Origin of the sequence: Roseicella aerolata (genome assembly GCF_020523605.1) — a bacterium.
In the GTDB taxonomy this organism is placed as follows: Bacteria; Pseudomonadota; Alphaproteobacteria; order Acetobacterales; family Acetobacteraceae; genus Paracraurococcus; species Paracraurococcus aerolatus.
On record NZ_JAJAQI010000024.1, the window covers coordinates 26,436 to 50,747 of the forward strand.

General features: G+C 71.8%; 18 protein-coding genes and 1 pseudogene. 12 read left to right on the forward strand and 7 right to left on the reverse strand.

What is annotated here, in order from left to right; genetic code table 11:
- The first annotated feature begins 100 nt into the window (after positions 1-100).
- The 6 genes from LHA35_RS16055 to LHA35_RS16080 all read left to right on the forward strand — a co-directional run bounded on the left by LHA35_RS16055 (position 101) and on the right by LHA35_RS16080 (position 7,703).
- Positions 101-865: an SDR family NAD(P)-dependent oxidoreductase gene (locus LHA35_RS16055; protein WP_338050897.1), complete on the forward strand. Its 765-nt coding sequence runs from the start codon at positions 101-103 to the stop codon at positions 863-865.
- Between the two features lie 214 nt (positions 866-1,079).
- Entirely contained in the window at positions 1,080-3,608 is a 2,529-nt protein-coding gene (locus LHA35_RS16060) for an ABC transporter permease (RefSeq protein WP_226609722.1), read from the forward strand.
- A gap of 210 nt (positions 3,609-3,818) precedes the next feature.
- Positions 3,819-4,610 (forward strand): Bax inhibitor-1/YccA family protein, encoded by a 792-nt coding sequence (locus LHA35_RS16065; RefSeq protein WP_408902334.1) that lies wholly within the window; start codon positions 3,819-3,821, stop codon positions 4,608-4,610.
- A 316-nt stretch (positions 4,611-4,926) separates the two neighbouring features.
- Positions 4,927-5,898 carry a cation diffusion facilitator family transporter gene (locus LHA35_RS16070; protein WP_226609727.1) on the forward strand — a complete coding sequence of 324 codons (972 nt, stop codon included), beginning with the start codon at positions 4,927-4,929 and terminating at the stop codon, positions 5,896-5,898.
- A 90-nt stretch (positions 5,899-5,988) separates the two neighbouring features.
- Positions 5,989-7,158, forward strand: coding sequence for a zinc-dependent alcohol dehydrogenase (locus tag LHA35_RS16075; RefSeq protein WP_226609729.1), 1,170 nt, complete (start codon positions 5,989-5,991; stop codon positions 7,156-7,158).
- The gene (locus LHA35_RS16080; RefSeq protein ID WP_226609732.1) at positions 7,155-7,703 is read left to right on the forward strand and encodes a cyclase dehydrase; all 549 of its coding nucleotides are present in this window, start codon (positions 7,155-7,157) and stop codon (positions 7,701-7,703) included. The genes LHA35_RS16075 and LHA35_RS16080 overlap by 4 nt, the downstream gene beginning before the upstream one ends.
- Positions 7,704-7,933: 230 nt before the next feature.
- Here LHA35_RS16080 and LHA35_RS16085 read toward each other — a convergent pair whose 3' ends face one another.
- From LHA35_RS16085 to LHA35_RS16095, 3 genes are all read right to left on the reverse strand, one after another.
- Positions 7,934-9,463, reverse strand: coding sequence for an oligosaccharide flippase family protein (locus LHA35_RS16085; RefSeq protein WP_226609734.1), 1,530 nt, complete (start codon positions 9,461-9,463; stop codon positions 7,934-7,936).
- Positions 9,464-9,685: 222 nt separating this feature from the next.
- Positions 9,686-10,102, reverse strand: coding sequence for a tellurite resistance TerB family protein (locus LHA35_RS16090; protein WP_226609736.1), 417 nt, complete (start codon positions 10,100-10,102; stop codon positions 9,686-9,688).
- 120 nt (positions 10,103-10,222) lie between these two features.
- The gene (locus LHA35_RS16095; RefSeq protein WP_226609739.1) at positions 10,223-13,078 is read right to left on the reverse strand and encodes an ATP-dependent DNA helicase; all 2,856 of its coding nucleotides are present in this window, start codon (positions 13,076-13,078) and stop codon (positions 10,223-10,225) included.
- A 173-nt stretch (positions 13,079-13,251) separates the two neighbouring features.
- Between LHA35_RS16095 and LHA35_RS16100 the strand changes: the two genes are divergently transcribed.
- Positions 13,252-13,770: a hypothetical protein gene (locus tag LHA35_RS16100; RefSeq protein ID WP_226609741.1), complete on the forward strand. Its 519-nt coding sequence runs from the start codon at positions 13,252-13,254 to the stop codon at positions 13,768-13,770.
- 130 nt (positions 13,771-13,900) lie between these two features.
- On the opposite strand, the gene LHA35_RS16105 is transcribed toward LHA35_RS16100, so the two are convergent.
- Positions 13,901-15,403 (reverse strand): flavin-containing monooxygenase, encoded by a 1,503-nt coding sequence (locus LHA35_RS16105; protein ID WP_226609743.1) that lies wholly within the window; start codon positions 15,401-15,403, stop codon positions 13,901-13,903.
- 423 nt (positions 15,404-15,826) lie between these two features.
- Here LHA35_RS16105 and LHA35_RS29060 point away from each other — a divergent pair.
- A pseudogene (locus LHA35_RS29060) lies at positions 15,827-16,480 on the forward strand (YbaY family lipoprotein); the annotation flags it as partial.
- A gap of 16 nt (positions 16,481-16,496) precedes the next feature.
- On the opposite strand, the gene cuyA reads toward LHA35_RS29060, so the two are convergent.
- Together cuyA and LHA35_RS16120 are read right to left on the reverse strand one after the other, a co-directional pair.
- The gene (gene cuyA, locus LHA35_RS16115; protein ID WP_226609746.1) at positions 16,497-17,513 is read right to left on the reverse strand and encodes a D-cysteate sulfo-lyase; all 1,017 of its coding nucleotides are present in this window, start codon (positions 17,511-17,513) and stop codon (positions 16,497-16,499) included.
- A gap of 204 nt (positions 17,514-17,717) precedes the next feature.
- On the reverse strand, positions 17,718-18,716 hold the full coding sequence (locus LHA35_RS16120; protein ID WP_226609748.1) for an aspartate-semialdehyde dehydrogenase: 999 nt from the start codon (positions 18,714-18,716) through the stop codon (positions 17,718-17,720).
- Between the two features lie 128 nt (positions 18,717-18,844).
- Here LHA35_RS16120 and LHA35_RS16125 point away from each other — a divergent pair, with 128 nt between their 5' ends.
- Together LHA35_RS16125 and LHA35_RS16130 are read left to right on the forward strand one after the other, a co-directional pair.
- Positions 18,845-20,416, forward strand: coding sequence for a lysine--tRNA ligase (locus tag LHA35_RS16125; RefSeq protein ID WP_226609751.1), 1,572 nt, complete (start codon positions 18,845-18,847; stop codon positions 20,414-20,416).
- Positions 20,413-22,386, forward strand: coding sequence for a phosphatidylglycerol lysyltransferase domain-containing protein (locus tag LHA35_RS16130; RefSeq protein WP_226609753.1), 1,974 nt, complete (start codon positions 20,413-20,415; stop codon positions 22,384-22,386). Before LHA35_RS16125 ends, LHA35_RS16130 begins: the two co-directional genes overlap by 4 nt.
- A 149-nt stretch (positions 22,387-22,535) precedes the next feature.
- Here the strand turns inward: LHA35_RS16130 and LHA35_RS16135 are convergent, their stop codons facing one another.
- The gene (locus LHA35_RS16135) at positions 22,536-23,183 is read right to left on the reverse strand and encodes a S24 family peptidase (protein WP_226609831.1); all 648 of its coding nucleotides are present in this window, start codon (positions 23,181-23,183) and stop codon (positions 22,536-22,538) included.
- Positions 23,184-23,361: 178 nt separating this feature from the next.
- On the opposite strand from LHA35_RS16135, the gene LHA35_RS16140 reads away from it, so the two are divergent.
- Positions 23,362-23,796: a hypothetical protein gene (locus LHA35_RS16140; protein WP_226609756.1), complete on the forward strand. Its 435-nt coding sequence runs from the start codon at positions 23,362-23,364 to the stop codon at positions 23,794-23,796.
- Entirely contained in the window at positions 23,793-24,296 is a 504-nt protein-coding gene (locus LHA35_RS16145) for a hypothetical protein (RefSeq protein WP_226609758.1), read from the forward strand. Before LHA35_RS16140 ends, LHA35_RS16145 begins: the two co-directional genes overlap by 4 nt.
- Positions 24,297-24,312: the final 16 nt, after the last annotated feature.

Genomic DNA, 24,312 nt, shown 5'->3' on the forward strand with positions numbered 1-24,312 from the left:
GGGACAGCAGGATTCGGATCGCCGGAGGGCAGAGGCGCCGCCGGGCACCGGAGGCGTGAATCTGAAACCCGGACAAACCTACCCCTGGCGACATGTGCTGGTGACAGGGGCTTCCTCCGGCATCGGGCGGGCAATTGCCATCGCCTGCGCCGGGCCGGGGGTGGTGCTGCATCTCGGGGGGCGGAACGCGGAGCGGCTGGCGGAGACGGCGGCCGCCTGCACCGCGGCCGGCGCCGCCGCCCGGCCGCAGAGCGTGGATGTGCGGGACCGGGACGCCATGGCGGCCTGGATCGCCGGCGCCGGGCCGCTCGACCTCGTCATCGCCAATGCCGGCATCTCCGCCGGCACCGGCGGCAGGACGGAGCCGGCCGAGCAGGCCCGCGCGATCTTCGAGACCAATGTCACCGGCGTGCTGAACACCGCCCTGCCGGCGCTGGCGGCCATGGCGGCGCAGCCCCCCGGCCCGGAGGGGCTGCGCGGCCGCATCGCCGTCATCGCCTCCATCGCCGCCTTCGTCGCCGTCCCCGGCGCCCCGGCCTATTGCGCCAGCAAATCGGCGGTGCAGCGCTGGGCGGAGGCGCTGGACGCGACCGAGCGGCGGCGCGGCATCCGGCTGCATGCGGTCTGCCCCGGCTATATCCGCACGCCGATGACGGCGGCGAACCAGTTTCCCATGCCCATGCTGATGGAGGCCGAGGAGGCGGCGCGGCGGACCCTGCGGGGCATCGCCGCCGGGCGGATCCGCATCGCCTATCCCTTCCCGGTCTATTGCGCCGCCCGGATCGCCGGCGCGCTGCCGCCCGGCCTGCGCGCCGCGCTCTTCGCCGCAGCGCCCTCGAAGGGGCCGCTGCCGCGAGTGGGGTAGGCCGCAGCGGGGTAAGCTGCAGCACGGGCCGCCCCGGGCGCGCCGGCTTCCGGGCGCCCGGTGGCTGCGCGTCCCGGATGCGGGGCCGCGATGGCCGGCCCGGCCCCTGGCCTGTGGCGCCGTAACGCTTCGTCACGGCCTGTGTTGCCGGCCGGGCTTGGATCAGGCCCGATCGGCCCCAACTGGGCCAGGTTGTCTGTCGGAGTTCCCCGCCTTGGGCCTTGCCGGCCAGTTCCTCCTCGGCCTTCGCCTCGCGCGGCGCGAGCTGCGCGGGGGCATCCGCTCCCTGCGCATCGTGCTGGCCTGCCTCGCCCTCGGCGTCGCCGCCATCGCGGCGGTCGGCACGCTGCGGGCCGCCATCGATGCCGGCCTGGCCGCCGATGGCGCCCGCATCCTCGGCGGGGATGTCGAGCTGCGCAGCGGCAACCGCCCGGCAACGCCCGCGGCCCGCGCCTGGATCGAGGCGCACGGCGGGCAGGTATCGGAGGTGGTGGCGCTCCGCTCCATGCTGGTCGCCCCTTCGGGCGAGCGGATGCTGGTCGAGGTGAAGGCGGTGGACACCGCCTATCCCCTTTACGGCGCGCTGGACCTCGACCCGCCCCTCCCCGGCTTCGGCGCGGAGGGCGCCGCCGCCGGGGCCCAGGTGGCGCTCGATCCGCTGGTGGCGGAGCGGCTGGGCCTGTCCATCCAGGACCGGGTCCGGATCGGCGAGGCGGAATTCCGCTTCGCCGCCCTGGTGCAGGGGGAGCCGGACAAGGCCACCAGCCCCGCCCTGTTCGGCCCGCGCGCCCTGATCACCCGGGCGATGCTGGACCGCACGCAGCTCCTCCAGCCCGGCGCCCTGGTGCAGCACGACCTGCGCATCCGCCTGCCGGAGGGTACGGACCGCGCCCGCTTCGCCAACGAGTTGCGCAGCGCCTTCGCGGCCGAGGGCTGGCGGGTTCGCACGGCCGACCAGGCGGAGCCGGGGGTGAACCGCTTCCTTGACCGGGCCGCCTCCTTCCTGACCCTGGCCGGCCTCACGGCCCTGCTGGTCGGCGGCATCGGCGTCGCCACCGGGGTGCGCGGCTGGCTGGACGCGCGGGCGCGCTCCATCGCCACCCTGCGCTGCCTGGGCGCGCCGGCCGCCATCATTTTCTTGACCTATCTGATCCAGGTGCTGGCCCTGGCCGCGCTCGGCATCGCCATCGGCCTCGCGGGCGGCTACGGGCTGACCTGGGTGGCGGCGCAGGCCCTCTCCGGCTCGCTCCCGGTGCCGCCGCGCCTGGCTCCCTATCCGGCGCCGCTGGCGCTCGCCGCCCTCTATGGGCTGCTGACGGCGCTGGCCTTCGCCCTCTGGCCGCTCGGCCGGGCCGCGCGCATCCCGGGCGCCGCGCTGTTCCGGGATGCGCTGCAGCCGGCCGGCGCCTGGCCGGCCTGGCCGGTGCTGGCGCTGAACCTGGCGGCGGCCGGGGCGCTCATCGCCCTTATCGTGCTGACCGCGGGCGACCGGCGCTTCGCGCTCGGCTTCTGCGGCGCCGCCATCGCCGCGCTGCTGGTCTTCCGCGGCGGCGCCTGGGCCTTGGCTGCCCTCGCCCGGCGGCTCGCGCATCTGCGCCGGCCGGCGCTGCGGCTCGGCCTCGCCAACCTGCACCGGCCGGGGGCGCCGACCGCGCTGCTGGTCGTCTCGCTCGGCATCGGTCTCACCACGCTCGCCACCATCGCGCAGATCGAGGGCAATCTCCGCCGGCAACTGGCGGCCGAGATGCCGGCCCGCGCCCCGAATTTCTTCTTCATCGACATCCAGTCCGACCAGGCGCAGCGCTTCGATGCGGTGGCGCTCGGCCTGCCGGGGGTTGACGAGGTGAAGCGGGTGCCGAGCCTGCGCGCCCGGGTGGTCGCGGTGAAGGGCGTGCCGGCCGAGCGGGCAGAGGTCTCGGAGGAGACTGCCTGGGCGCTACGGGGTGACCGGGGCCTCACCTATGCCGCCCACCCGCCGGAGGGGACGAAGATCGTCGCCGGGGCGTGGTGGGCGCCGGACTACCGGGGGGAGCCGCTGCTCTCCTTCGATGCCAATGTCGCCCGCGGCTGGGGAGTGGGGGTCGGCGATGTCATCACCGTCAACGTCCTGGGCCGCGACATCGACCTGAGGATCGCCAACCTGCGGGCGGTGGACTGGCGCGGCCTCGGGATGAACTTCACCCTGGTCGCCTCCCCCGGCCTGCTGGAGGCGGCGCCGCACACCCATATCGCGACCGTGCGCGGGGATGCGGCGCAGGATGCCGCGGTGCTGCGGGCGCTGACCGACACCTTCCCCAACATCTCCGGCATCCGGGTGCGGGACGCGCTGGAGGCGGTGGCGGGCATCCTGGGGCGGGTGGGCACCGCGCTGACCGCCACTGGCAGCGTCACCCTGCTGGCCGGCGCGCTGGTGCTGGCCGGCGCGGTCGCGGCCGGGCAGCGGCAGCGCGTCCGGGATGCCGTGGTGCTGAAGACGATCGGCGCCACCCGGTCCCAGATCCGCGCCGCCTGGATGGTGGAATACATGCTGATCGGGCTGGTGGCCGGGCTGCTGGCGGCGCTGATCGGTAGCGCGGCGTCCTGGGCGGTGGTGACCTTTGTGATGCGGGCCGAATGGGTGCTGCTGCCGGGGATGCTGGCCGCGACGGTGCTGGGCTGCGCGGCCCTGACCCTCGCCTGCGGGCAGATCGGCACCGCCCTGGCGCTCAGGGCGCGGCCTGGGCCGCTGCTGCGGAACGAATAGGCCGGCGATTCGCTGAAGGGGGGCTCGCCCGGCGTCACGCTTCGTGACATGAAGAACGGGCAAGGCATACCCATATCACGCCTGCCGGCGATCCCCGCGCGCCGGTCCGGAGTGCTGCCCGGTCACACGGAATCCCGTTGAATCGGGTTACAGCTTCTCCATAATAGAGGGCAGCGGGGATTGCCCCCTTTTCGGAGGTTCGAGACACCTATGGCCCTTCAACCCGACTATCGATACCAGACGGGTGCGCCAGGCTGGGGTCGCATGGCGACCGCCGACGCGGCCGCCGTCGATGCCGGGCTCCGGGCGTACATGCTCCGGGTCTACAACTGGATGGCCTCGGGGCTGCTGCTCACCGGAATCGTGGCGCTTGCCGTGGTGAGCGTGCCGGCGCTCCAGGCGCTGTTCTACCAGGCCGTGCCGCTGGCTAGCGGGCGCGTGGTGATGCAGCCGACGATCCTGTTCTGGGTCGCCGCGCTCTCGCCGCTCGCCTTCATCCTGGTGCTGAGCTTCGGCTACAACCGGCTGAGCAAGACCACGGCGCAGGCGCTGTTCTGGGTGTTCTGCGTCTGCATGGGCGCGAGCCTGAGCAACCTGGCCTTCCGCTACACCGGCGCCAGCATCGCCACCACCTTCTTCATCACGGCGGCCATGTATGCGTCGGTGAGCCTGTATGGCTACACCACCAAGACCGACCTGACGAAGATGGGCAGCTTCATGATGATGGGCCTGATCGGCCTGATCATCGCCGGCCTGGTGAACATGTTCATGCAGAGCTCGGCCCTGCAGTTCGCCATCAGCGTCATCGGCGTGGTGGTCTTCGTCGGCCTCACCGCCTATGACACCCAGCGCATCAAGGCGGACTATATCGAGCACGCCTATGCCGAGGGCACGGAGGAGGCCGGCAAGCGCAGCGTGATGGATGCGCTCGGCCTCTACCTGAACTTCATCAACCTCTTCCAGATGCTGCTGCATCTGACGGGGGTCCGGCAGAGCGAGTAGTCCGGCGGCGACACGCCCTGGATCGGGCCCCGGGGGAAACCCCGGGGCCTTTTTTCATGCGCCAACCAAACGCGCGCCGCCCCGGCAGCGGATTGCGCTGCGGATTGCACGCCATCCGCTGTCGGCCATTGATGGCAGGGCAGGGTCTTGCTCCCGGGCGGCAAGGGCTCCGCTGACGTTGCTCCGCAAAGCCAGCCGGTGCCCTGTTCATCCCCGTCTTCGATCTGCTCTGGCGCCGGCCCGCCGCATACGGGACAAGGGGGCCGTCCGGCCGGTGGTCCCCACGCCGCCGCGCCGCCACGGAGGTGCCGCCGGCATGAGCCACGACCACCACCATGACCACGGCCATGACCACTACGGCCATGGCGCGGCGCATGGGCATGACCACGGCCACCCGCACCATCACGGCCCGGTCCCCGGGGAGCGCGGCTTCGTTCCCGCCATCGCCCTCAATCTCGGCTTCGTCGGGCTGGAAGCGGCGGCCGGGATCATCGGCGGCTCGCTCGCCCTGCTGGCGGATGCCGGCCACAACCTCTCGGACGTGCTCGGCCTGCTGCTGGCCTGGGGCGCGGTGCGGCTGGCGCGGCGCCTGCCCTCCGGCCGGCGGACCTATGGCTTCCACCGCGGCACCATCCTGGCCGCGCTCGGCAATGCCATGCTGCTGCTGGTGGCGGTCGGGGCCATCATGCTCGAATCCGTCCGGCGCCTGGTGGAGCCGGAGCCCGTCGCGGCCGGCCTCATGCTCTGGGTTGCCGCTGCCGGCATCGTGGTGAATGCCGGCACCGCCCTGCTCTTCGCCCGCGGGCGGGAGGCCGACCTGAACCGCCGCGGCGCCTATCTGCACATGGTGGCCGATGCCGGCGTCTCGGCCGGGGTGGTGGCCGGCGCCCTGCTCATCCAGGCGACCGGCTGGCTGTGGGTGGACCCGGTGCTCGGCCTGCTCATTGCCGGCGTCATCCTGGCCGGGACCTGGGGCCTGCTGCGGGACTCCGTGGACCTCGCCATGGATGCGGTGCCGCGGGGCATCGACCCCGAGGCGGTGCGGGAATTCCTCGCCGTCCAGCCAGGGGTTGCGGAGGTGCACGACCTGCATATCTGGGCGCTGTCCACCACCGAGACGGCGCTGACCGCGCATCTGGTCCGGCCAGGGGCCGGGACCGACGACGCCTTCCTCGCCACTCTGGGTCGGGAGTTGCGGGCACGCTTCGGCATCGGCCACGCCACCTTGCAGGTGGAGACGGGCGATCCCGCGCATCCCTGCCTCCTGGCGCCAGCGGACCGGTTGTAAGCGGCCTTTTCGCCAGGGCGACAACCCGGCCCCTCCGCCTGCGTTCCGCGGTGGACGCCCCCCGGCGGGGGCCGCAGGAGGAGCCCCGGCATGCGCGCACTGGTCTGGCACGGCAAGCATGACATACGCTGCGACAGCGTCCCCGATCCGCGGATCGAGGAGCCGCGGGACGCCATCATCCGCGTCACCTCCTGCGCCATCTGCGGCTCCGACCTGCACCTCTACGACAACTTCATGCCCGGCATGAAGAACGGCGACATCATGGGCCATGAGACCATGGGCATCGTCGAGGAAGTCGGGCCCGAATGCCGCAACCTGAAGAAGGGCGACCGGGTGGTCATCCCCTTCACCATCCTCTGCGGCGAATGCGACCAGTGCAAGCGCGGCAATTTCAGCGTCTGCGAACGGTCCAACCGCAACAAGGACATCGCCGACAAGATCTTCGGCCACGCCACCGCGGGCCTCTTCGGCTACACGCACCTGACCGGCGGCTATCCCGGCGGGCAGGCGGAATACCTGCGCGTGCCCTTCGCCGACCGTACCCACATCAAGGTGCCGGACAGCCTGACGGATGAGCAGGTGCTGTTCCTCTCCGACATCTTCCCGACGGGCTGGCAGGCCGCGGTGCAGTGCGACATCGAGCCGACGGACACGGTGGCGATCTGGGGTTGCGGCCCGGTGGGGCAGATGGCGATCCGCAGCGCCATCCTCCTCGGCGCCCGCCAGGTGATCGCGATCGACCGGGTACCGGAGCGGCTCTCCATGGCGAAGGCCGGCGGCGCCATCACGATCAATTTCGAGGAGGAGAGCGTCGTCGAGCGGCTGAACGAGCTGACGCACGGCAAGGGCCCGGAGAAGTGCATCGACGCCGTCGGGCTTGAGGCGCATGCGACCGCGACGCTCGATTCCATGTATGACCGCGCCAAGCAGGCGGTGATGCTGGAGACCGACCGGCCGCATGTGCTGCGGGAGATGATGTATGTCTGCCGCCCCGCCGGCACGCTCTCCATCCCCGGGGTCTATGGCGGTCTGCTGGACAAGATCCCCTTCGGGATGGCCATGAACAAGGGCCTGACCTTCCGCATGGGCCAGACCCATGTGAACCGCTGGACCGATGACCTGCTGCGGCGGATCGAGCAGGGGCAGATCGACCCCTCCTTCGTCATCACCCACCGCATCGGGCTGGAGCAGGGGCCGGAGATGTACAAGACCTTCCGCGACAAGCAGGACAGCTGCATCAAGGTGGTGATCCGGCCATGAGCGGGCGCGGCACGCAGCGGCGGCGCGGCCGCCGGACGGACAGCACCCTCGCGGTCGCGCAGGGCCTCGGCTGGTTCAGCATCGGCCTCGGGCTGGTGGAGGTGCTGGCGCCGCAGGCGCTGGCGCGCGGCCTCGGCATGCGCGGCCATGAGCGGCTGATCGCCAGCTATGGTGCGCGGGAGATCGCGACCGGGATCGGCATCCTTACCGCCCGCGATCCCACACCCTGGATCTGGGGCCGGGTCGCGGGGGATGCGCTCGATCTCGGGACGCTGGCGACCGGCCTCGACGGGCGCAACCGGCAGCGGGAGAAGGTCGGCCTGGCGCTGGCGGCGGTGGCCGGCGTCACGCTGCTGGACCTGCTCTGCGGACGGGCGCTGAGCGCGCGGCGCAGCGGGCGGCGCCTCGCGCGGCACCGGGACTACAGCGACCGCCGCGGCATGCCGCAGCCGCCCGAGGCGATGCGCGGCGCCGCGCGGGATTTCGAGATACCGCGCGACTTCCGCACGCCGGAGGCGCTCAGGCCCTGGACCAGCGCGGCCTGAGCGGATTGCGGACGGGCGTGAATGCCCGGGGGCGCAGATCCCCTTTGTAATCAACGACCTGCATCGGATTGCGTTCAGGTCTGAACGCAATCCGCCATAGAGCAGAGCGCGGCGGGCGTGAACGGAGCGCCCCGCAGACTTTACCGAGCAAAGCCAGCCTGCCCGGCGTCACGGTCCCCGACCAGGCCCTCGCAGGGATGACCGGCGCAAGCGGGCGGCAGTTTCGATGACTATGGCAGGGTGCTCGTCGCCGGCTCCGGCCTCGGCCGTGCCGGAGCATGTGGGACCGCGTCGGCGTCGCTCGGCCCCGGGTCGGCCGGCTGCGGCCGCTCCGTCTCCAGGGCCCGCGGCCAGCGCCGGCCGAGGGCCAGCCAGGCCACGACGCCATAGGAAAGGCCGCCCGCGGCCACTGCGGCGGCCAGCCTCGGCCAGCCCGCCAGCCCTGTGCCGTGCTGGATCGCCAGCACCGTCCCGACCATCGTTGCCGCGGCCAGCAGGCCGGGCGCGATCCGGCCAAGCAGCCAGAGCGGCGAGCGGCCCAGTTCCCGCAGCACGATCGTTGCCAGCACCGGCGGCAGCGCGAGCGAGGGCACCACCCAGGCCAGCGCCGCGCCTTCCGCCGTCTGCGGCCGGGTCAGCGTCAGCACGGCGAGCGGCAGAGCCAGCGTGACGAGGGCAAGCTGGAGGTTCCGCCTGGCCTTGCCGAGGGCGACGAAGAGGCTGGTGGTGTCGCCATAGAGGAAGGTCAGCGCCGCCCCGGCCGCGACGATCTGCGCGGCGATGGCCATGTCCGCCCAGCGCGGCCCGAGCAGCAGCGCGACGAGGTCCGGCGCCACCAGCACCAGGCCGAGGCAGATCGGCAGGCCGAGCAGCGCCTGGAGCTGGGCGAGGTCGCCATAGGTCGTCGCCATCGCGGGGCGGTCGGCCTGCAGGGCGCAGAGCCGCGGCATCGCGATGCGGGTCACCGTCTGCCAGACGATCGCGACCGCCGCATCCACCAGGCGGAAGGCGAAGTGGGAGATGGCGAGCACGCTCGGCGCCACGATAAGGCTGAGCGCCATCAGGAAGATGCGGTACTTGCCGCTGAGCACGGCGGCCCCGCCGAGCTGCGGCAGGGCCACCGGCCAGAGCGCCCGAAGCGCGCCGAGATCGAGGCGTGGCCGGAAGCCGCGGCCTACACCGCCCAGCCCACCGCGCAGCATCAGGGTGAAGGTGACGAGCGTCGCCACGGTCTGCGCCGCGATCATCGCCCAGGCGCCCTGCCCGGACCAGGCGAGCGCCAGGCCCGTCCCCAGGGCCAGGGGCTGGCCGAGCAGCAGCCGCGTCGAGAGCAGCCGGAAGCGCTGGTCGCGCAGGTAGAGGCCCGAGGCGGTGCCGGAGAAGGCCGCGAGCGGCAGCAGCGGCGCGAGGGCGAGCATCAGCCAGGCGATCACCGGTTCACCCGCCTGCCGCGCCAGCACCGGGCCGAGCAGGGCGAGCAACGCCCCGAGCACGAGCCCGAGAAGGACGGCGGCGGTCACGGCGCTCTCGGCATGGCGCCGTTCCAGCCGGATCAGGCGGACCAGCGCATCGGGGAAGAGGGCGCCGACCAGCACTTCCGCGATCAGGAAGGCGGCGATGGCGACCGTGCCGATGCCGGCCTCATGCGGGCCGATGACCCGGCCGATCGCCAGCATGGACACCAGCGAGAAGCCGGCGGCGGCCACGCTTTCGGCGAGGACCCAGATGGGCGCATGGGCCGAGGGTAGGCGGAGCTGCACGGCAATATCCAATCGTGGGGCATCGCCCTGACGCGAGACGCCGAAGGCCCGGGTTCCCCGGAGGGAAGCGAGGAGGTGACAGGCCGACGGGGAGGGCCGGCCCGGTTCACGGGATCAGGGCGGCATCACGCCGGTTACGTCGGACATGGCCTCCACCTAATCACCAATCCGGCGTGCGTCGAATGGACAGATGGTGAAGGCGCAACCATCGCGATCAATCCATCAGATCACCTGGTACCGGGCCTTGGCCGCGCGCTCGATGGCACCTGCGATCAGGCGGTCGAGGTCCAGTGCGATGCGGAAATCCTGCAGGAAATGCAGCTCTCCCTGGGAAGCCTCGCCATCCGCCGCCGCCACCTCGCAGGCCAGCAGATAGGCGGTCTCCCGCAGGCGCTGCGGCAGGGCATCGCGGATCAGGCCCATGGCCCGGTCGAGCCCGTCCTCGCGCCCCAGCAGGCTCAGGCAGGTCTCGGTCACGCTGGCGATGCCGGCCGGGTGGAAATCGCTGAAAACCGGCAATTCCTGCACCAGGCGGGACATCATGCCGACCTCGGCATCGGTCATGTTCCGGTCCGAGGCCGCCATGAGCACCATGGCGCAGACCAGCGCCTCCTGCGGGTTGAAACGGGTGTTCGGCATGGGGCCTCGCTCCTGCCGCGGTCCGGTCGCCGCGGCGGTGCCGCAGCCTGGACCGGCCCGCTGGTCACCCCTCGTCGCGCCGCGCCGTGCTCACGTCAATGATTAGTCTTGTAACAAAGCTCACGGCTGATTCAGGAATTCGCGCGTTTCCGCCACCACGGCGCTGAGGCCGAGCCGGCGCACCGGCACCCCCTCCGGCAGGCCGGCCAGCAGGCGGCTGGGGCAGGAGCGGTCGAGCAGCACGAAAACCCCGCGGTCATCGGCGCGGCGGATCAGCCTTCCGAAGGCCTGACGCAGCCGGTGGCGGGCGAGCGCGTCGTCATAGGCGGAGGGCGAGCCGCCCGAGAGGTGGATGCGCCTCTCGCGATGCAGGATGGAGGGGCGCGGCCAGGGCACCCGGTCGAAGACCAGCAGGCGAAGCGACCGGCCCGGCACGTCCACGCCGTCCCGCATGGCATCGGTGCCGAGCAGGCAGGCATCCTCCTCCGCCCGGAAGACGTCCACCAACGTGGCGTTGTCCATCGCGTCCACATGCTGGGCGTAGAGCGGGATGCCCGCCGCCTCCAGCGCCGGAGCCATGCGGTGGAAGCTCTCCCGCAGCCGCCGGATGGCGGTGAAGAGGCCGAGCGCGCCGCCGCCCGAGGCGAGGAACAGCGCCTGCATCGCCGCCGCGACCTGGCCGCCGCGCAGCTTGTCCACATCGGTCACCACGAAGGCGCGGGTGCGGGCGGCGTAGTCGAAGGGGCTGGGCACGGCGGCGCGGATGGCGGGAGCCGGCAGGTGGCAGGTGCCGGTGCGGGCCTCGGCCGCGGTCCAGCTGGCCTCCGGCTCCTCCGAGAGGCCCGCATCGCGCAGCGTCGCGCTGGTGATCAGCATGCCATGCGCCGGCGCGGCGACGGAAAGGGCGAAGGGCGTGGTCGGGTCCAACCAGTGCCGGTGCATGCCGGCATCCACCTCCCGCCCCTCGCGGCGGGTGAGCACGAGCCAGTCCACGAAGTCGCGGCGCTCGCCGGGGGTGGGGGGCGGCTCGCGCAGGGCGCGGAGCATGGCCTGCCAGGCCCGCAGCGGGATCAGGGCGCGGCGCTCGATCCCCTTGGCGGCGGTCTCAATGCGGATGCGGTCGCCGGTTTCCAGCTCCTCCACCTCATCCTCGAGCCGGGCCATGAGCCGGTCCCGCAGCAGGACCAGCGGCTCCTCCAGGCGCTTGAGGGCGCGCTCCAGCGCCTCGGCGGCGTCCGGCACATCCCCCCCCAGCGGGTGCAGGTCGCATTCGGCATCGTAGAGCCCGTCCTCCTCCGCCGCGCGGGCCAGCACCTGGCGGCGGACGGCGCGGAGGAACATCTCGGTCGGGTTCGCCAGGCGTTCGGCCGCGGCGGCGGAGAGCACGGGGCGCTCCGCCGCCGCCTCCGCCTCGTCCGGCAGGGCATGGACGGGGTCGTGCCGCGGCGGGCGCGGCTCCTCCGACAGGCGCGTCACCCAGCCGAGGCCGGGCAGGGCGCGGGCCGCCTGCAGCGCCGCCTCCATCGGCGCCAGCAGTTCGGGGATGTCGCCGGCCAGCTCCTCGATCCGGCGCCTCAGGCCGCGGGCGCGGCTGCGGCCGCCCTCGGCGCCCAGCAGCCAGCGGCGCAGCTCCGCCGTCTCGGCGCCGGTAATGGCGGCGCTGAAGGCGGCATCCGCCGCGTCGAACAGGTGGTGGCCCTCGTCGAAGACGTAGCGCAGGGGCCGGCTGTCCTCCCCGCCGCCCAGCGCCGCCTGCACCATCACCAGCGCATGGTTGGCGACGACCAGTGACGCAGTCCGGGCGCGGCGGATGGAGTGCTCGACGAAGCACTGCTTGTAGCGGGGGCAGGCGGAGCGGATGCATTCGCCCCGCCGGTCGGCCAGCGGCCAGATGGCGGCCGGCCCGTGCAATTCCACGATCCAGCCGGGGAAGTCGCCGCCCATCAGGTCGCCGTCCCGCGTCGCCAGGGCCCAGCGGGCGACCAGGCCGAGGGGCACGGCCATGTCGGGATGGCCGGCCTGGCCCAGCATCTCCTCCATGTTGAGCAGGCAGAGGTAGTTCTCCCGCCCCTTGCGGACGACGACGCGGCGGCGGCGCTCCTCCGGCTCGGGGTAGAGCCGCCCCAGCTCCTGGTCGATCTGGCGCTGCAGGTTGCGGGTGAAGGTGGAGATCCAGACGGGGGCGCCGTTGCGCTCCGCCCAGAGGGAGGCAGGGGCGATGTAGCCCAGCGTCTTGCCGGTGCCGGTGCCGGCCTCGGCCAGCACGACATGCGGGGCGCCCTGGTCGGCGCGCGGGGCGAAGGCGCCGGAGGCGGCGGAGGCATAGTCGGCCTGTTGCGGCCGCTGCTCCGCCCCCTCTCCCAGGATCTGGCCGAGGCGGGTGCGCGCCTCGGTCGGGGAGACGTCGAAGCTGGCCGGCGGCTGGGGCGGGCCTGGATCCTCCCAGTCCGGCAGTCGGCGCCAGACCTTGTAGGGGTCGAGCGTGGGCTTTTCCTCGCCGGCGCCCAGGGCGGCCAGCACCGACTCGGCCCAGGGCCAGGCGGCAGCCTTCCTGAGCTGCGCGGCCAGGATGCCGGCATCGCGGTTCATCGGCAGGCCGCGCCCGGCGGCAAGGCGGCGGAGCAGGATCGTCGCCATCTCCGGCAGCAGGGCGGCAGCGGCGGCATCGTCCTTCGGCAGGTCGAGGTCGAGCGCCATGGCGAGGCCGCGCGGCGTCGGGGCCGCGGGGCGGGCCGGCAGGCAGAAGGCGAAGAGCTCCAGCAGGTCGAAGCAGGCGTCGAAGCGCGGCAGGTCGAGCCGCCGGGCGGTGGCGGGGCCATGGACGAGGAGCGGCGGGGGCTGCCCGGCGAGGGTGCGATGCAGCTCGGCGGCGGACAGTTCCTGCAGCTCCCCATCGGGGGTCAGCAGCGTGGCGCGGCCATGACCCGCGACGAGCGCCGGGGCATCGGGGAGCAGCAGGCGGGGAGGGAGGGCCATGGGTGGCCCAGACTAGCGCAACCGGAGGGATCGGTCGCGGGCGGCGTGGCGGTGCCCAGCCATGCGGTGGCGGACGGCCATGCCCGGGCGTATCGCCGATGACGTCCCCGCGCATCACCGGCGGCCGGGCTGCGTTGTCGCTCCCTGCTGCTGCGGCATGACGAGGAGGCCCGATGCACCGCCGGCGACTTGGCGCCCTGGCCCTGGTCCTGCTGGCCGCCGCCGTGCCGCGGGAGGCGATGCCGGAGGCCTGCCCCGCCGCGGGCGATGGCCGGCAGCGGACCTACCGGAACGAGCGCTTCGGCATCCTCATGCGCTACCCCTCGGTCTTCGCGCTCGACCCCGACAGCGTTCCCGAGAATGGCGACAGCGCCCGCTTCTGGACGGCGGACCGCCGGGCGACCGCGGTGGTGAACGCATCGCGGAGCAAGGAGGGCCGGGAACTCGGCCATTTCCTCGCCGAAGCCGAGGAGGACATCCTGCGCAACAGCCGCGGCGAGGTCACCTACCGGCGCCGCCGCGACAACTGGTTCGTCCTCAGCGGCTATATCCTCGACCGCATCTTCTACCGGCGCACCTTCCTCGCAGCCGATGGAACCCTGGCAACGCTCTGGCTGGAATTCCCGCGCGCGCTGCGCCCCTGCCTGGAGGATGCGGTGACGACCATGTCGCTGTCCTTCCGCCCGATGTAGCGGCGCACCGGGCGGAAGGCGCGGCCAGGGCAGATCGCCGCGGGGCGGAAGCGCCCGGAGGCGTGGATCTGCTCACACAGGGCCATACAGCGCCGTCACCCCGCGCAGCCGGGGTGACGACGTTCCGGGCTCAGCGATAAACGAACTCCGCCCCATCCAGATCGGTGGCCGGGATCGCGTCCTTCTCCATCCAGTAGTCCTGGGTGTGCTGCCATTCCGGCTTGTCGCCGCGCTTGGGCAGCAGGTGCATGCCGCGCATCAGGTAGCCCGGGTTGAAATTCTCCGGGTCGATCCAGGGCAGGATCGGCATGTCCTTGTCCTCGGGCCGCAGCGCGACCTCCACCCGCTTCGCGCCCTTGGCCTGCATGTGCTTTAGCAGGCGGCAGACGAAATCACCCACAAGATCGGCCCGCAGCGTCCAGCTCGCGCGGAAATAGCCGAAGACCCAGACCATGTTCGGCACGCCGGTGAACATCATCCCGCGATAGGTCACGGTGTCGTGGAAGGCCAGCGGCTTGCCGTCGATCGCGAATTCGATGTCGCCCAGCACGTTCAGGTGGAAGCCGGTGGCGGTGACGATGATGTCCGCCTCCAGGTGCTTGCCGGACTTCAACTGGATGCCGGTCTCGTCGAAGCTCTCGATCTCGTCGGTGACGACCGAGGCCTCCCCGCGCGCCACCGCCTGGAACAGGTCGGCATCGGGGACGAAGGCGATGCGCTGCCGCCAGGGCCGGTAGCTCGGGGTGAAATGCGTGTCGATGTCGTAATCGGGGCCGAGGATGCTGCGCAGGTTCGCCAGCATCTCCTGCTTCACCTTCTCGGGCTCCTTGAAGCACCGGTCGGTGAACAGCGCCTGCTCATGCAGGATCTTGCGCCGCGTGATCTCGTGGATCCAGGTCTCTTCGATGCCCAGCGCGCGCAGCTCCTCGGCGATCTCGATCGCGTTGCGGCCGGTGCGGAAATAGGTGGGCGAGCGCTGCAGCATCACCACATGCGCGGCCTTGCCGGCCATGGCCGGGACGATGGTCGCGGCCGAGGCGCCGGAGCCGATGACCACCACGCGCTTGCCCGTGTAGTCGAGATCCTCCGGCCAGGTCTGCGGGTGGACGATGGTGCCCTTGAACCGCGCCATGCCCGGCCATTCCGGCGTGTAGCCTTCCGAGTGCCGGTAGTAGCCCTGGCACATCCAGAGGAAATTGGCGGTGATCACCACCGGCTCGCCGGTATCGGTCCGCGTCGCCTCGACGGTCCAGCGGTTCTCGGCGGAGGACCAGCTCGCGCTGCTGATCTTGTGGTTGTAGCGGATGTGGCGGCCGAGGTCGTTCTCCTCGATCACCTCGCCCATGTATTTCCGGATCTCCTCGGCGGTCGCGATCGGCGTGCCGGTCCAGGGCTTGAAGCGGTAGCCGAAGGTGTGCAGGTCGCTGTCCGAGCGGATGCCGGGATATTTATGCGTCCACCAGGTGCCGCCGAAGGTCTCCTGGCTCTCCAGCACGACGAAGCTGGTGTCCGGGCATTGCGTCGTCAGGTGATAGGCGCCGCCGACGCCGGAGATGCCGGCGCCCACGATCAGGACGTCGAAATGCTCGGCGGGCCGCGCCTTGGGCCGTTCGAGGGTTGCTGCCTCGGACATTCGTCTTGGTCCTCCGTGGAGATTGGTTGGCGGCGCCCTGGCCGCGGTTGCGGGCATTGCAGCATGCCGGCGGCGGCCGGAACAGCCCGGCGGCGGGCGCACGCTCCTGGCCCGATCTGTCGCAGTGCAGATAGGCGCTCGCCTTGATCGGGATCAAGTCGGTCGAATGACCGTTCCGCGGATGGCGGACCGGCGCCCGGCTTCGGGCACCCTCCCCACCGCGGAGCATGGCCGCGCCTCCGGCATTCACGCCCGTTTGCGCGCCGCACCGGGAAGGGCACCCGGCCTTGCGCAGCCCGCAACGGGCTGGTTCCGTAGGGTTCGGGAAGGCCGGCCCGGACTTGGCGAGGCGCGGCCAGGGGATGCAGCGGAATGGATCGACGTGGCATCATGGCGCTCGCGGCCGGTGCGGCATTGGCCGGCATGGCCGCTGCCCAGCCCGCGGCGATCCGCGGCACGGCCAGCTACCGCGAGCGCATGGCCCTGCCACCGGGGGCGGTGCTGGTGGTGGAACTGATCGACATCTCGCGGGCCGATATGCCGGCCGTGCGGCTGGCGGAGGCACGCATCCCCATCCAGGGCCAGATCCCGCTCGCCTTCACCCTGGCCTACGATCCGGCGCGGATCCTGCCGCACCACAGCTATGCCGTGCGGGGCGTGATCGAGATCGAGGGCAGGGCCGCCCTCCGCACCGATACCATCCATCCCGTGCTGACCCGGGGGGCGGGCGAGGCGGTGGCGCTGCGCCTGATCCGCGCGGCCGCCCCGCCGGCGGCCGAGGTCCCGGCGCTGGTCGGGCCGGACTGGGTGGCGGAGGAGATCGGCGACCGGGGCGTGCTGGATGGTGTGGCCCCCAGCCTCGCCTTCACGGCGGAGGGGATGGTCGCGGGCTCTGGCGGCTGCAACCGGCTGGCCGGCGGCTACAGCCTCTCGGGCGAGGGGATCACCTTCACCCGGATGGCCGCAACCAGGATGGCCTGCGTCCCCGCGGTGGCGGAGCAGGAGGGGCGGTTCCTCCGCGCCCTCGGCGAAGCCAGGCGCTGGCGGATCACGCCGGAGGGGAGGCTGCTGCTGCTGGACGGGGCGGGGGCGCTCAGCGCGCCGTGTCGGCCGGAAGGCCGAAGGCGTCGGGGTAGCCGAACAGGCCGACCTGGCCGCCGGTATGCAGGAAGACGACATTCTCGTCCTTCCCGAACCTCCCCTTGCCGATCAGGTCGATCAGCCCGGCCATGCCCTTCCCGGAATAGACGGGGTCGAGCAGGATGCCCTCCTGCTCCGCCACCAGCCGGACGGCCTCGACCATCCCCTGGGTCGGGATGCCGTAGCCCTGGCCGACATAGTCGCAATTGGCGACCACATGCTCCGGCCTGACCAGGGGCGGCAGGCCGAGATGGGCGATGGTGCGCTCGGCCAGCGCGAGGACATTCGCCTCCTGCTTCGGCTTCGGGGCGCGGACGCCGATGCCGAGCACGGGGATGCCGCTGTTGAGCGCGACGAGGCCCGCAACCAGCCCGGCCTGGGTGCCGGCGCTGCCCGTGGCGTGCACCAGATGGTCGATCCTGAGGCCCATGTCGGAGGCCTGGGTCACCAATTCCTGTGCCGCGTTGACATAGCCCAGCGCCCCGATGGGGTTGGACCCGCCGCCGGGGATGACATAGGGCTTGCGGCCGGTGCTCCGCATCTCCTCCGCCACCGCTTCCATCTCCGCCTGCATGTCGGCCCCGCCGGGGCGGCGGGAGATGGTGGCGCCATGCAGCTTGTCCATGAGCACGTTGCCGGAACGGGTATAGGCCGGGTCGGTGTAGCCGGTCCGGTCCTCCAGCAGGATGTGGCAGGCGAGGCCGAGTCTGGCGCAGGCAGCGGCGGTCTGCCTTGCGTGGTTGGACTGGGTGGCGCCCTGGGTGATGACGATGTCGGCACCCTGCGCGAGCGCGTCCGCGCACAGGTATTCCAGCTTGCGGGTCTTGTTGCCGCCGGTCGAGAGGCCGGTGCAGTCATCCCGCTTGATCCAGAGCTTCGGCCCGCCGAGATGCTTCGACAGGCGCTCCATGGGCTCGAGCGGGGTCGGCATGTGGCCGAGCCGGACGCGCGGGAAGCGGGCGAGGTTCATGGCGGCGGGTTTCCTCCGGCGGCGAGTCTGGCCGGGGAGGCTAGCGGCGATCAGTGGCGGGGGCGAGGGTGGGCCGCGCCCTGCTCGCGGTCCCCAGGCGGCAAGGCGGCGCCGCGGGCCGGAAGAAGGCATGGCCGGAGCAATGTCCGGCCATGACGATGCATCGCGGGATCAGGCGCCTGGACGGCGCCCGTCGGCCGGGCCTCAGCCCAGCTTCATCCGCTCCGCGATCTGCACCGCGTTCAGCGCCGCGCCCTTCAGAAGCTGGTCGCCGCAGAGAAAGACATCGAGGCCGCAATCGCCGAAGACCGGGTTGGCGCGGATCCGCCCCGCCTCGACATCATCCTGCCCGGTCGCGGTCAGCGGCATCGGGTAGAGCTTGTTCGCCGGGTCATCCACCAGCTTCACGCCGGCCGCCCTGGCCAGCACGGCGCGCGCCGCCTCCGGCGTCACCGGCCGTTCGGTCTCGATCGTCACGGCCTCGGCATGCACCCGGAAGGTCGGGATGCGGACCGCGGTGCAGGAGACGAGAAGATCGGGCATCCCCATGATCTTCCGGCTCTCCCAGGCGACCTTCATCTCCTCCCGCGTGTAGCCGTTTGGCTGGAAGCTATCGATCTGCGGGATGACGTTGAAGGGCAGCGGATGGGCGAAGACCGAGTGGCCCGGCTTGCCGCCTTCCAGCAGCACCCGGCGGGTCTCCTGCTCCAGCTCCTGCATACCCTCGGCGCCGGCGCCGCTGGCGGCCTGGTAGGTGGAGACGATCACCCGCTTCAGGCCGAATTCCCGGCGCAGCGGCTCCAGCGCCACCACCAGGATGGCGGTGGTGCAGTTCGGGTTGGCGATCAGCTTGTGGTTGCCGATGGCGTCCGCATTCACCTCCGGCACCACTAGGGGGACATCAGCCTCCAGCCGCAGGGCGGAGGAGTTGTCCACCACCGCGACACCCTCGGCCGCGAGCGCCCGTGCATGCGCCTTGGCGAAGTCGCCCGAGACGGCGAGCAGCGCCAGATCGAGGCCCTTGGCGGCGGCGGGGGAGAACTCCTCGATGGTGACCTCGCCCCAGGGGGTCTGCTGTTTGGTGCCGGCGCTGCGGGCGGAGGCGAACAGCTTCAACTCGGTCACCGGGAAGCGCCGCTTGCCCAGAACCTCCACCAACTCCTTGCCGACCGCGCCCGTGGCACCGATCACGCCGACCCGCATGGCACCCTTTCCTTCACGAAGAATGGGCCGTTTAGCGCGCCGGCCCCGCCGCCGCCACTGTCAAGTCCCGATGGCTGCCCTGCCCATGGCGCGTTGACCCCGCCGCCGACCCCTGCCATCTGCCCCGCATGAGCGCCGATCCCTCCCTCCGCAACGTCAAGGCCTGGCCCTTCGAGGAAGCCGCCAAACTCGCGGACCGGCTGGCCGCCAGCCCGAAACCCGCGGGGGCCCTCTTCGAGACCGGCTATGGCCCCTCGGGCCTGCCGCATATCGGTACCTTCGGGGAAGTGGCGCGCACCACCTGGGTCCGCCGCGCCTTCGAGCGGATGACGGGCCTGCCCGCCCGCCTCGTCGCCTTCTCGGACGACATGGACGGGTTGCGGAAGGTCCCGGACAATGTCCCGAACAAGGATCTGCTGGCGCAGCATCTGGGCCGGCCGCTGACCGCCATCCCCGATCCCTTCGGAACGCATCCGAGCTTCGGCGCGCACAACAACGCCCGGCTGCAGGCCTTCCTGGACGCCTTCGGGTTCGAATACGAGTTCGCCTCCTCCACCGACTACTACAAGGGCGGGCGGTTCGACGCGGCGCTGCTGCGCATGGCGGAACGGCACGAGGCGGTGAGGAAGGTCATCCTCCCCACCCTCGGCCCGGAACGAAGGGCCACCTATTCGCCTTTCCTCCCCATCCATCCGGAGACGGGCGTGGTCATGCAGGTGCCGATGGAGGAAGTGCGGCCAGAGGACGACCTGCTGGTCTGGGTCGATCCGGAAACCGGCAAGCGCCACGGCACGCGCATCACCGGCGGCCATTGCAAGGCGCAGTGGAAAGCCGACTGGGCGCTGCGCTGGTATGCGCTGGGCGTCGATTACGAGATGTCGGGCAAGGACCTGATCGATTCCGTGAAGCTCTCCGGCGCCATCTGCCGCATCCTCGGCGGCACGCCGCCCGTCGGCTTCACCTATGAGCTCTTCCTGGACGAGCACGGGCAGAAGATCAGCAAGTCCAAGGGCAACGGCCTCACCATCGAGGAATGGCTGCGCTACGCCCCGCCCGAGAGCCTGGCCCAGTTCATGTACCAGGCGCCGCAGCGGGCGAAGCGGCTGTTCTTCGACGTCATCCCCCGCGCGGTGGACGAGTATCTCGGCAATCTGGAGAAGCTGAAGGCCCAGCCCGAGGGTACCAACCCCGCCTTCCACATCCACAACGGCAGCAGCAACGACCCCGGCTCGCCCATCTCCTTCGCCATGCTGCTGAACCTCGCCAGCGTGGTGAATGCGGACGATCCCCAGATCCTGTGGGGCTTCATCCGCCGCTACGCGCCCGATGTGACGCCGGAGAGCCACCCGATGCTGGCGCGCCTGGCCGAGTACGCGGTGGCCTACTACCGCGACTTCGTCGCGCCCACGAAGACATTCCGTGCGCCGAACGAGATCGAGCGCGGCGCGCTGGAGGACCTGCTGCATGTCCTGCGCAGCCTGCCGGAGGACAGCGATGCCGAGGCGATCCAGACGCTGCTCTATGAGGTCGGCAAGCGGCACGCCTTCGCCAGTCTGCGCGACTGGTTCTCCTGCCTCTACCAGGTCCTGCTCGGCCAGCAGGAGGGCCCGCGCTTCGGCGGCTTCGTCGCGCTCTACGGCATCCCCGGCACCATCGGGCTGATCGAGACGGCGCTGGCGCGCGAGGTGGCGGCGGAGTGAGCCCCCGCATGGCCTGGCTGCGGCGGAACGGGCCCGCGGTCTTCGGCATCGCGCTGCTGGCCGGCGCGATCTGGGTGGTGCAGCGGGAATTCCGCAGCCTTTCGGTCGCCGACATCCAGAAGGCCATGGCCGCCATCCCGTCCTCCGCGCTCTGGATCGCCGGGGGCTGGACCGTGCTCGCCTATCTCGTCCTCGCCATCTACGACAAGCTTGGCTCGATCTATGCCGGGCGGCCGGTCTCCTGGCCGAAGAGCTTCCTGGCCTCCTTCTGCGGCTATTCCCTCGCGCACAATCTCGGCTTCGCCGCCGTCTCGGGCGCCGCGGTGCGCTACCGGCTCTACTCCGCCTGGGGGCTGACGCCGCTCGAGATCGCCAAGGTGGTCGGCTTCACCAGCCTCACCTTCGGGCTCGGCGGCATGGCGCTCGGCGGGCTCGTCCTGGTGGTGGAGCCGGAGGTGGTGCCCTGGTTCGGCGCCCATGTGCCGCACTGGGCGCTGCAGGCCATGGCCGTCCCGCTCTGGGGCATCGTCGCCGCCTATGTCGTGCTCAGCCGCTTCAAGCGGCATGTGCGCATCTTCCGGCACGAGATCGACCTGCCCGGCCCCCGCATGGCGCTGACCCAGACCGCGCTGGCGACGGTGGATGTCGCGGTGACGGCGGCAATCTTCTACGCCCTGCTGCCCGCAGCGGAGGGGCTGACCTTCCTGCGCTTCCTCGGCATCTACCTGGCCGCCTATGCCGCCGGCATCGCGGCGCATGTCCCGGGGGGCCTCGGCGTCTTCGACGGCGCCATTCTGATCGGCCTGCAGCCCTACCTGCCGGCGCCCGAGGTGATCGGCGCGCTGCTGGTCTTCCGGCTGTACTACTACATCATCCCGCTCTTCATCTCCGGCACGCTGTTCGTCGGCTTCGAACTCGGCCAGCGCCGCGCCGTGCTGCAGCGGGTCACCGCGCTCGGGCGGGGGAGCGAGACGCTGGAGGTGCCGGCAATCGCCTCGCTGGTCGCGCTGGCCGGCGCGCTGCTGATCTTCATGGGCGCGCTGCCGGTGAAGGACACGATCATCGAGGCCTGGGCGGGCCGCCTGGCCGCCCTTGCCTCCCACTTCGCGGCCTCCGTCGTCGGCTCCCTGCTGCTGGTCATGGCCTATGGGCTGATGCGGCGGCTGACCATCGCCTGGGGCTTCACCCTGTTCCTGCTGGTGAACGGTGCCGCCATCGCCTGGGTGCGGGGGGAAGCCTGGTGGCTCTGGGGCGCCTTCCTGCTGCTCGCCGGGCTGGTCGCCGGGCTGCGCGGCGCCTTCTACCGGGACAGCCGGCTGATGCGGGAGCCGCTCTCGCCCGAGGCGGTGGTGCCGCTCACGGCGGTCGCGGCCTGCGGCATCACCCTTGCGCTGGTCGCCTATGGCGGCCGCGTTTCCGAGGAGTCCTGGTGGGAGGTGGTGTTCAGCGAGCTGGCGCCGGACAGCCTGCGCTTCACCGTCGGCCTCACCGCCGTGCTGCTGCTGGTCGGCATGGTGCGGCTGCTGCGGCCGGCACGCTTCCGGGCGCTGGAATGGGACAGGGCGACGCGGGCGCGGCTCGGGGCGCTCGGCGCGCTGGCGCCGATGGAGGCGGATGGCGCGGTGTTCGGGGAGGGGGAGCGGGCCGGCTTCGCCTTCCTGAAGCGGGACGGGGTCTGGCTCGCGCTCGGCGACCCGGCGGGGGAGCGGCGGGATGCGATCTCCGCCATCTGGCGCTTCCGCGACCTGTGCGAGCGGGCGGGGGTGGATCCGGCCTTCTGGCGCGTCGGGCCGGACTATCTGCGGATCTATGCCGATATCGGGCTGAACGCGGTGCCGCTCCGGCCGCGGGAGGAAGGCCGGCCCAGCTACCTCGCGCTGCGGGCGGAGCGGGATTTCGAAAGCCTGAGCCCGCTGCTGCCGCCGGAGATGCGGCCGACATCGGAGGAGGAGCGGAGCCGGGCGGCATAGGCGGCCGGGCCTGCGCCCCGTCCTGCCGCCTGCCGCCTGGCACGCGCCGGCATCGACCCTGGCACGGCGCCATCCGCACAGCATCCGGCGCATGGCCGGGACGCCCTTCGCCATGCTCCCCGGGGCGTGGCCGGTAAGGCTGTTCCGGCCTACTGCGTCGCCCAGACGATCCGGTGCATCCAGGCGATCTCCGGCAGTTCGAAGCTGTAGTCCGGATGCGCCGTGTTCAGGCTGCGCAGCTCGATCCGCTTGGCGGATTGCCGCTTCAGCTCCTTCGCCATCACCTCGCCCTTCAGCGTCCGCACCACCACGCGGTCGCCGCGCCGGACCGGCGCGCCGGGGGAGACGATGACGACATCGCCATCACGGAAGACCGGCTCCATGCTCTCGCCCGAGATCTCGAGCGCATAGGCATTCGGGTCGGCGATTTCCGGCACCGAGATCTCGTCCCAGCCGCCGCCGACGGGATAGCCGCCATCGTCGAAATACCCCTCGCCGCCCGCCTGGGCGAGGCCGATCAGCGGGATGCGCCGCCCCACCGCCATCCGGCCGCCGCGCGGCAGCGCCGGCGCACCGGTGACCAGCGCGGCGAATTCGGCGAAGCCGGCACCGGTCGCGGCCAGCACCTTGGCCACGCTCTCGGTCGAGGGCCAGCGCGCGCGGCCATCCGCGCCGATGCGCTTCGAGGGGTTGAAGGCGGTCGCGTCCAGCCCGGCCTTGCGCGCCAGGCCGGAGGCGGAGAGCCCGCTCTCCGCCGCCAGCGCGTCCAGCGCGCGCCAGATATCCTCATGCGTCACGGCACGGCCCTCGCAAGGCTCACCGCCCACCAGATCATGGGTCGCTTCATGGGCATAACATCCTAGGGATGGTGTCGGAGATCAATAGGCTAATATTCCTTGTTTCCTCTTGCCTTCATCACTCTCGCGCGCATAAGTTCACAAAATGTTCCCGCACGGCGAGAGGAGACTCCCCCCAATGACCGCAGCCCCCCGCCCCGACCACGCCCCCGCCCCGCGTGGCCTCACGCCGACGGAACCCTTCCGCACCGCCGAGGAGGCCTGGTTCTGGACCATGGCCTGCCTGATCGCCCGGCGGGACGGCGCCCGCATCGTCTCCGGCGCCGCCCTCGTCGCCCGCCCCTGCGAGCCGGACGATGTGGTGAAGTGCCTCGACCGCCTCTACCGCCAGCGGCGGATCGAATTGCAGCATGTACGCATCCTGCGGATCTGGGGGGAGCGGCAGCAGGTGCCCGATCCGCGCTACCCGCGCGAGCGGGGCGACTGGCGGCTGTGGCGGGAGGTGATGACGCGGCTCGACTGGCCGCTGCGCGTGAAGGGCATCGTCGCCGGCCCGCCGCTGCCCGGCGCGGAAGGCGCTGAAATCCTTCTCTTTCCGGGCGCCGCGCCGTGACCGCCGCAGCCCGCGCCTCCGGCGCCGCGCCAGGGCGGGCGACCCACCGGCGCGCGGCCGAGGCCGGCCAGCGCGCCTTCATCGTCTTCGGCGGGGAGGCCGACCAGCCCTGGCTCCACCTGCTGCGGCCCGGGTTCCGCCACTGCTTCGCGGCCATCGCGGATGCGAGGGGCTGGACCGTGCTCGACCCGCTCACGGGCCGGCTGGTGGTGGCGCGGCTGGAGGTGCCGCCGGCCTTCGACCTGCCGGGCTTCTACCGCCGCGCCGGCTTCGCCGTGGCGGGGCCCTTCGTGCCGGGGCAGCCACGCTGGCGGCTGCTGCCGCCGCTCGCCCCCTTCACCTGCGTCGCGCTCTGCCGCGCCGTGCTGGGCGCCGGCGCACCCTTCGCGCTGACGCCCTGGGGGCTGTTCCGGGCACTTTCAGGAAATAGGAAAAAATACTTGACGTACCCTGAACACCGTACTAAAAGCCAACCCGCCAACGGGCGAACTGCGCCCTGAGGCATCCTCCCGATCC

Excerpts from the sequence above, each read along its gene's own strand:
- LHA35_RS16100 (WP_226609741.1), top strand. The coding sequence starts at position 13,252 with ATGCACCGCCGGCGACTTGGCGCCCTGGCCCTGGTCCTGCTGGCCGCC.
- LHA35_RS16105 (WP_226609743.1), bottom strand. The coding sequence starts at position 15,403 with ATGTCCGAGGCAGCAACCCTCGAACGGCCCAAGGCGCGGCCCGCCGAG.
- LHA35_RS16090 (WP_226609736.1), bottom strand. The coding sequence starts at position 10,102 with ATGCCGAACACCCGTTTCAACCCGCAGGAGGCGCTGGTCTGCGCCATG.
- LHA35_RS16120 (WP_226609748.1), bottom strand. The coding sequence starts at position 18,716 with ATGCGGGTCGGCGTGATCGGTGCCACGGGCGCGGTCGGCAAGGAGTTG.
- LHA35_RS16070 (WP_226609727.1), top strand. The coding sequence starts at position 4,927 with ATGAGCCACGACCACCACCATGACCACGGCCATGACCACTACGGCCAT.
- LHA35_RS16125 (WP_226609751.1), top strand. The coding sequence starts at position 18,845 with ATGAGCGCCGATCCCTCCCTCCGCAACGTCAAGGCCTGGCCCTTCGAG.
- cuyA (WP_226609746.1), bottom strand. The coding sequence starts at position 17,513 with ATGAACCTCGCCCGCTTCCCGCGCGTCCGGCTCGGCCACATGCCGACC.
- LHA35_RS16140 (WP_226609756.1), top strand. The coding sequence starts at position 23,362 with ATGACCGCAGCCCCCCGCCCCGACCACGCCCCCGCCCCGCGTGGCCTC.
- LHA35_RS16095 (WP_226609739.1), bottom strand. The coding sequence starts at position 13,078 with ATGGCCCTCCCTCCCCGCCTGCTGCTCCCCGATGCCCCGGCGCTCGTC.
- LHA35_RS16075 (WP_226609729.1), top strand. The coding sequence starts at position 5,989 with ATGCGCGCACTGGTCTGGCACGGCAAGCATGACATACGCTGCGACAGC.
- LHA35_RS16080 (WP_226609732.1), top strand. The coding sequence starts at position 7,155 with ATGAGCGGGCGCGGCACGCAGCGGCGGCGCGGCCGCCGGACGGACAGC.
- LHA35_RS16065 (WP_408902334.1), top strand. The coding sequence starts at position 3,819 with ATGGCCCTTCAACCCGACTATCGATACCAGACGGGTGCGCCAGGCTGG.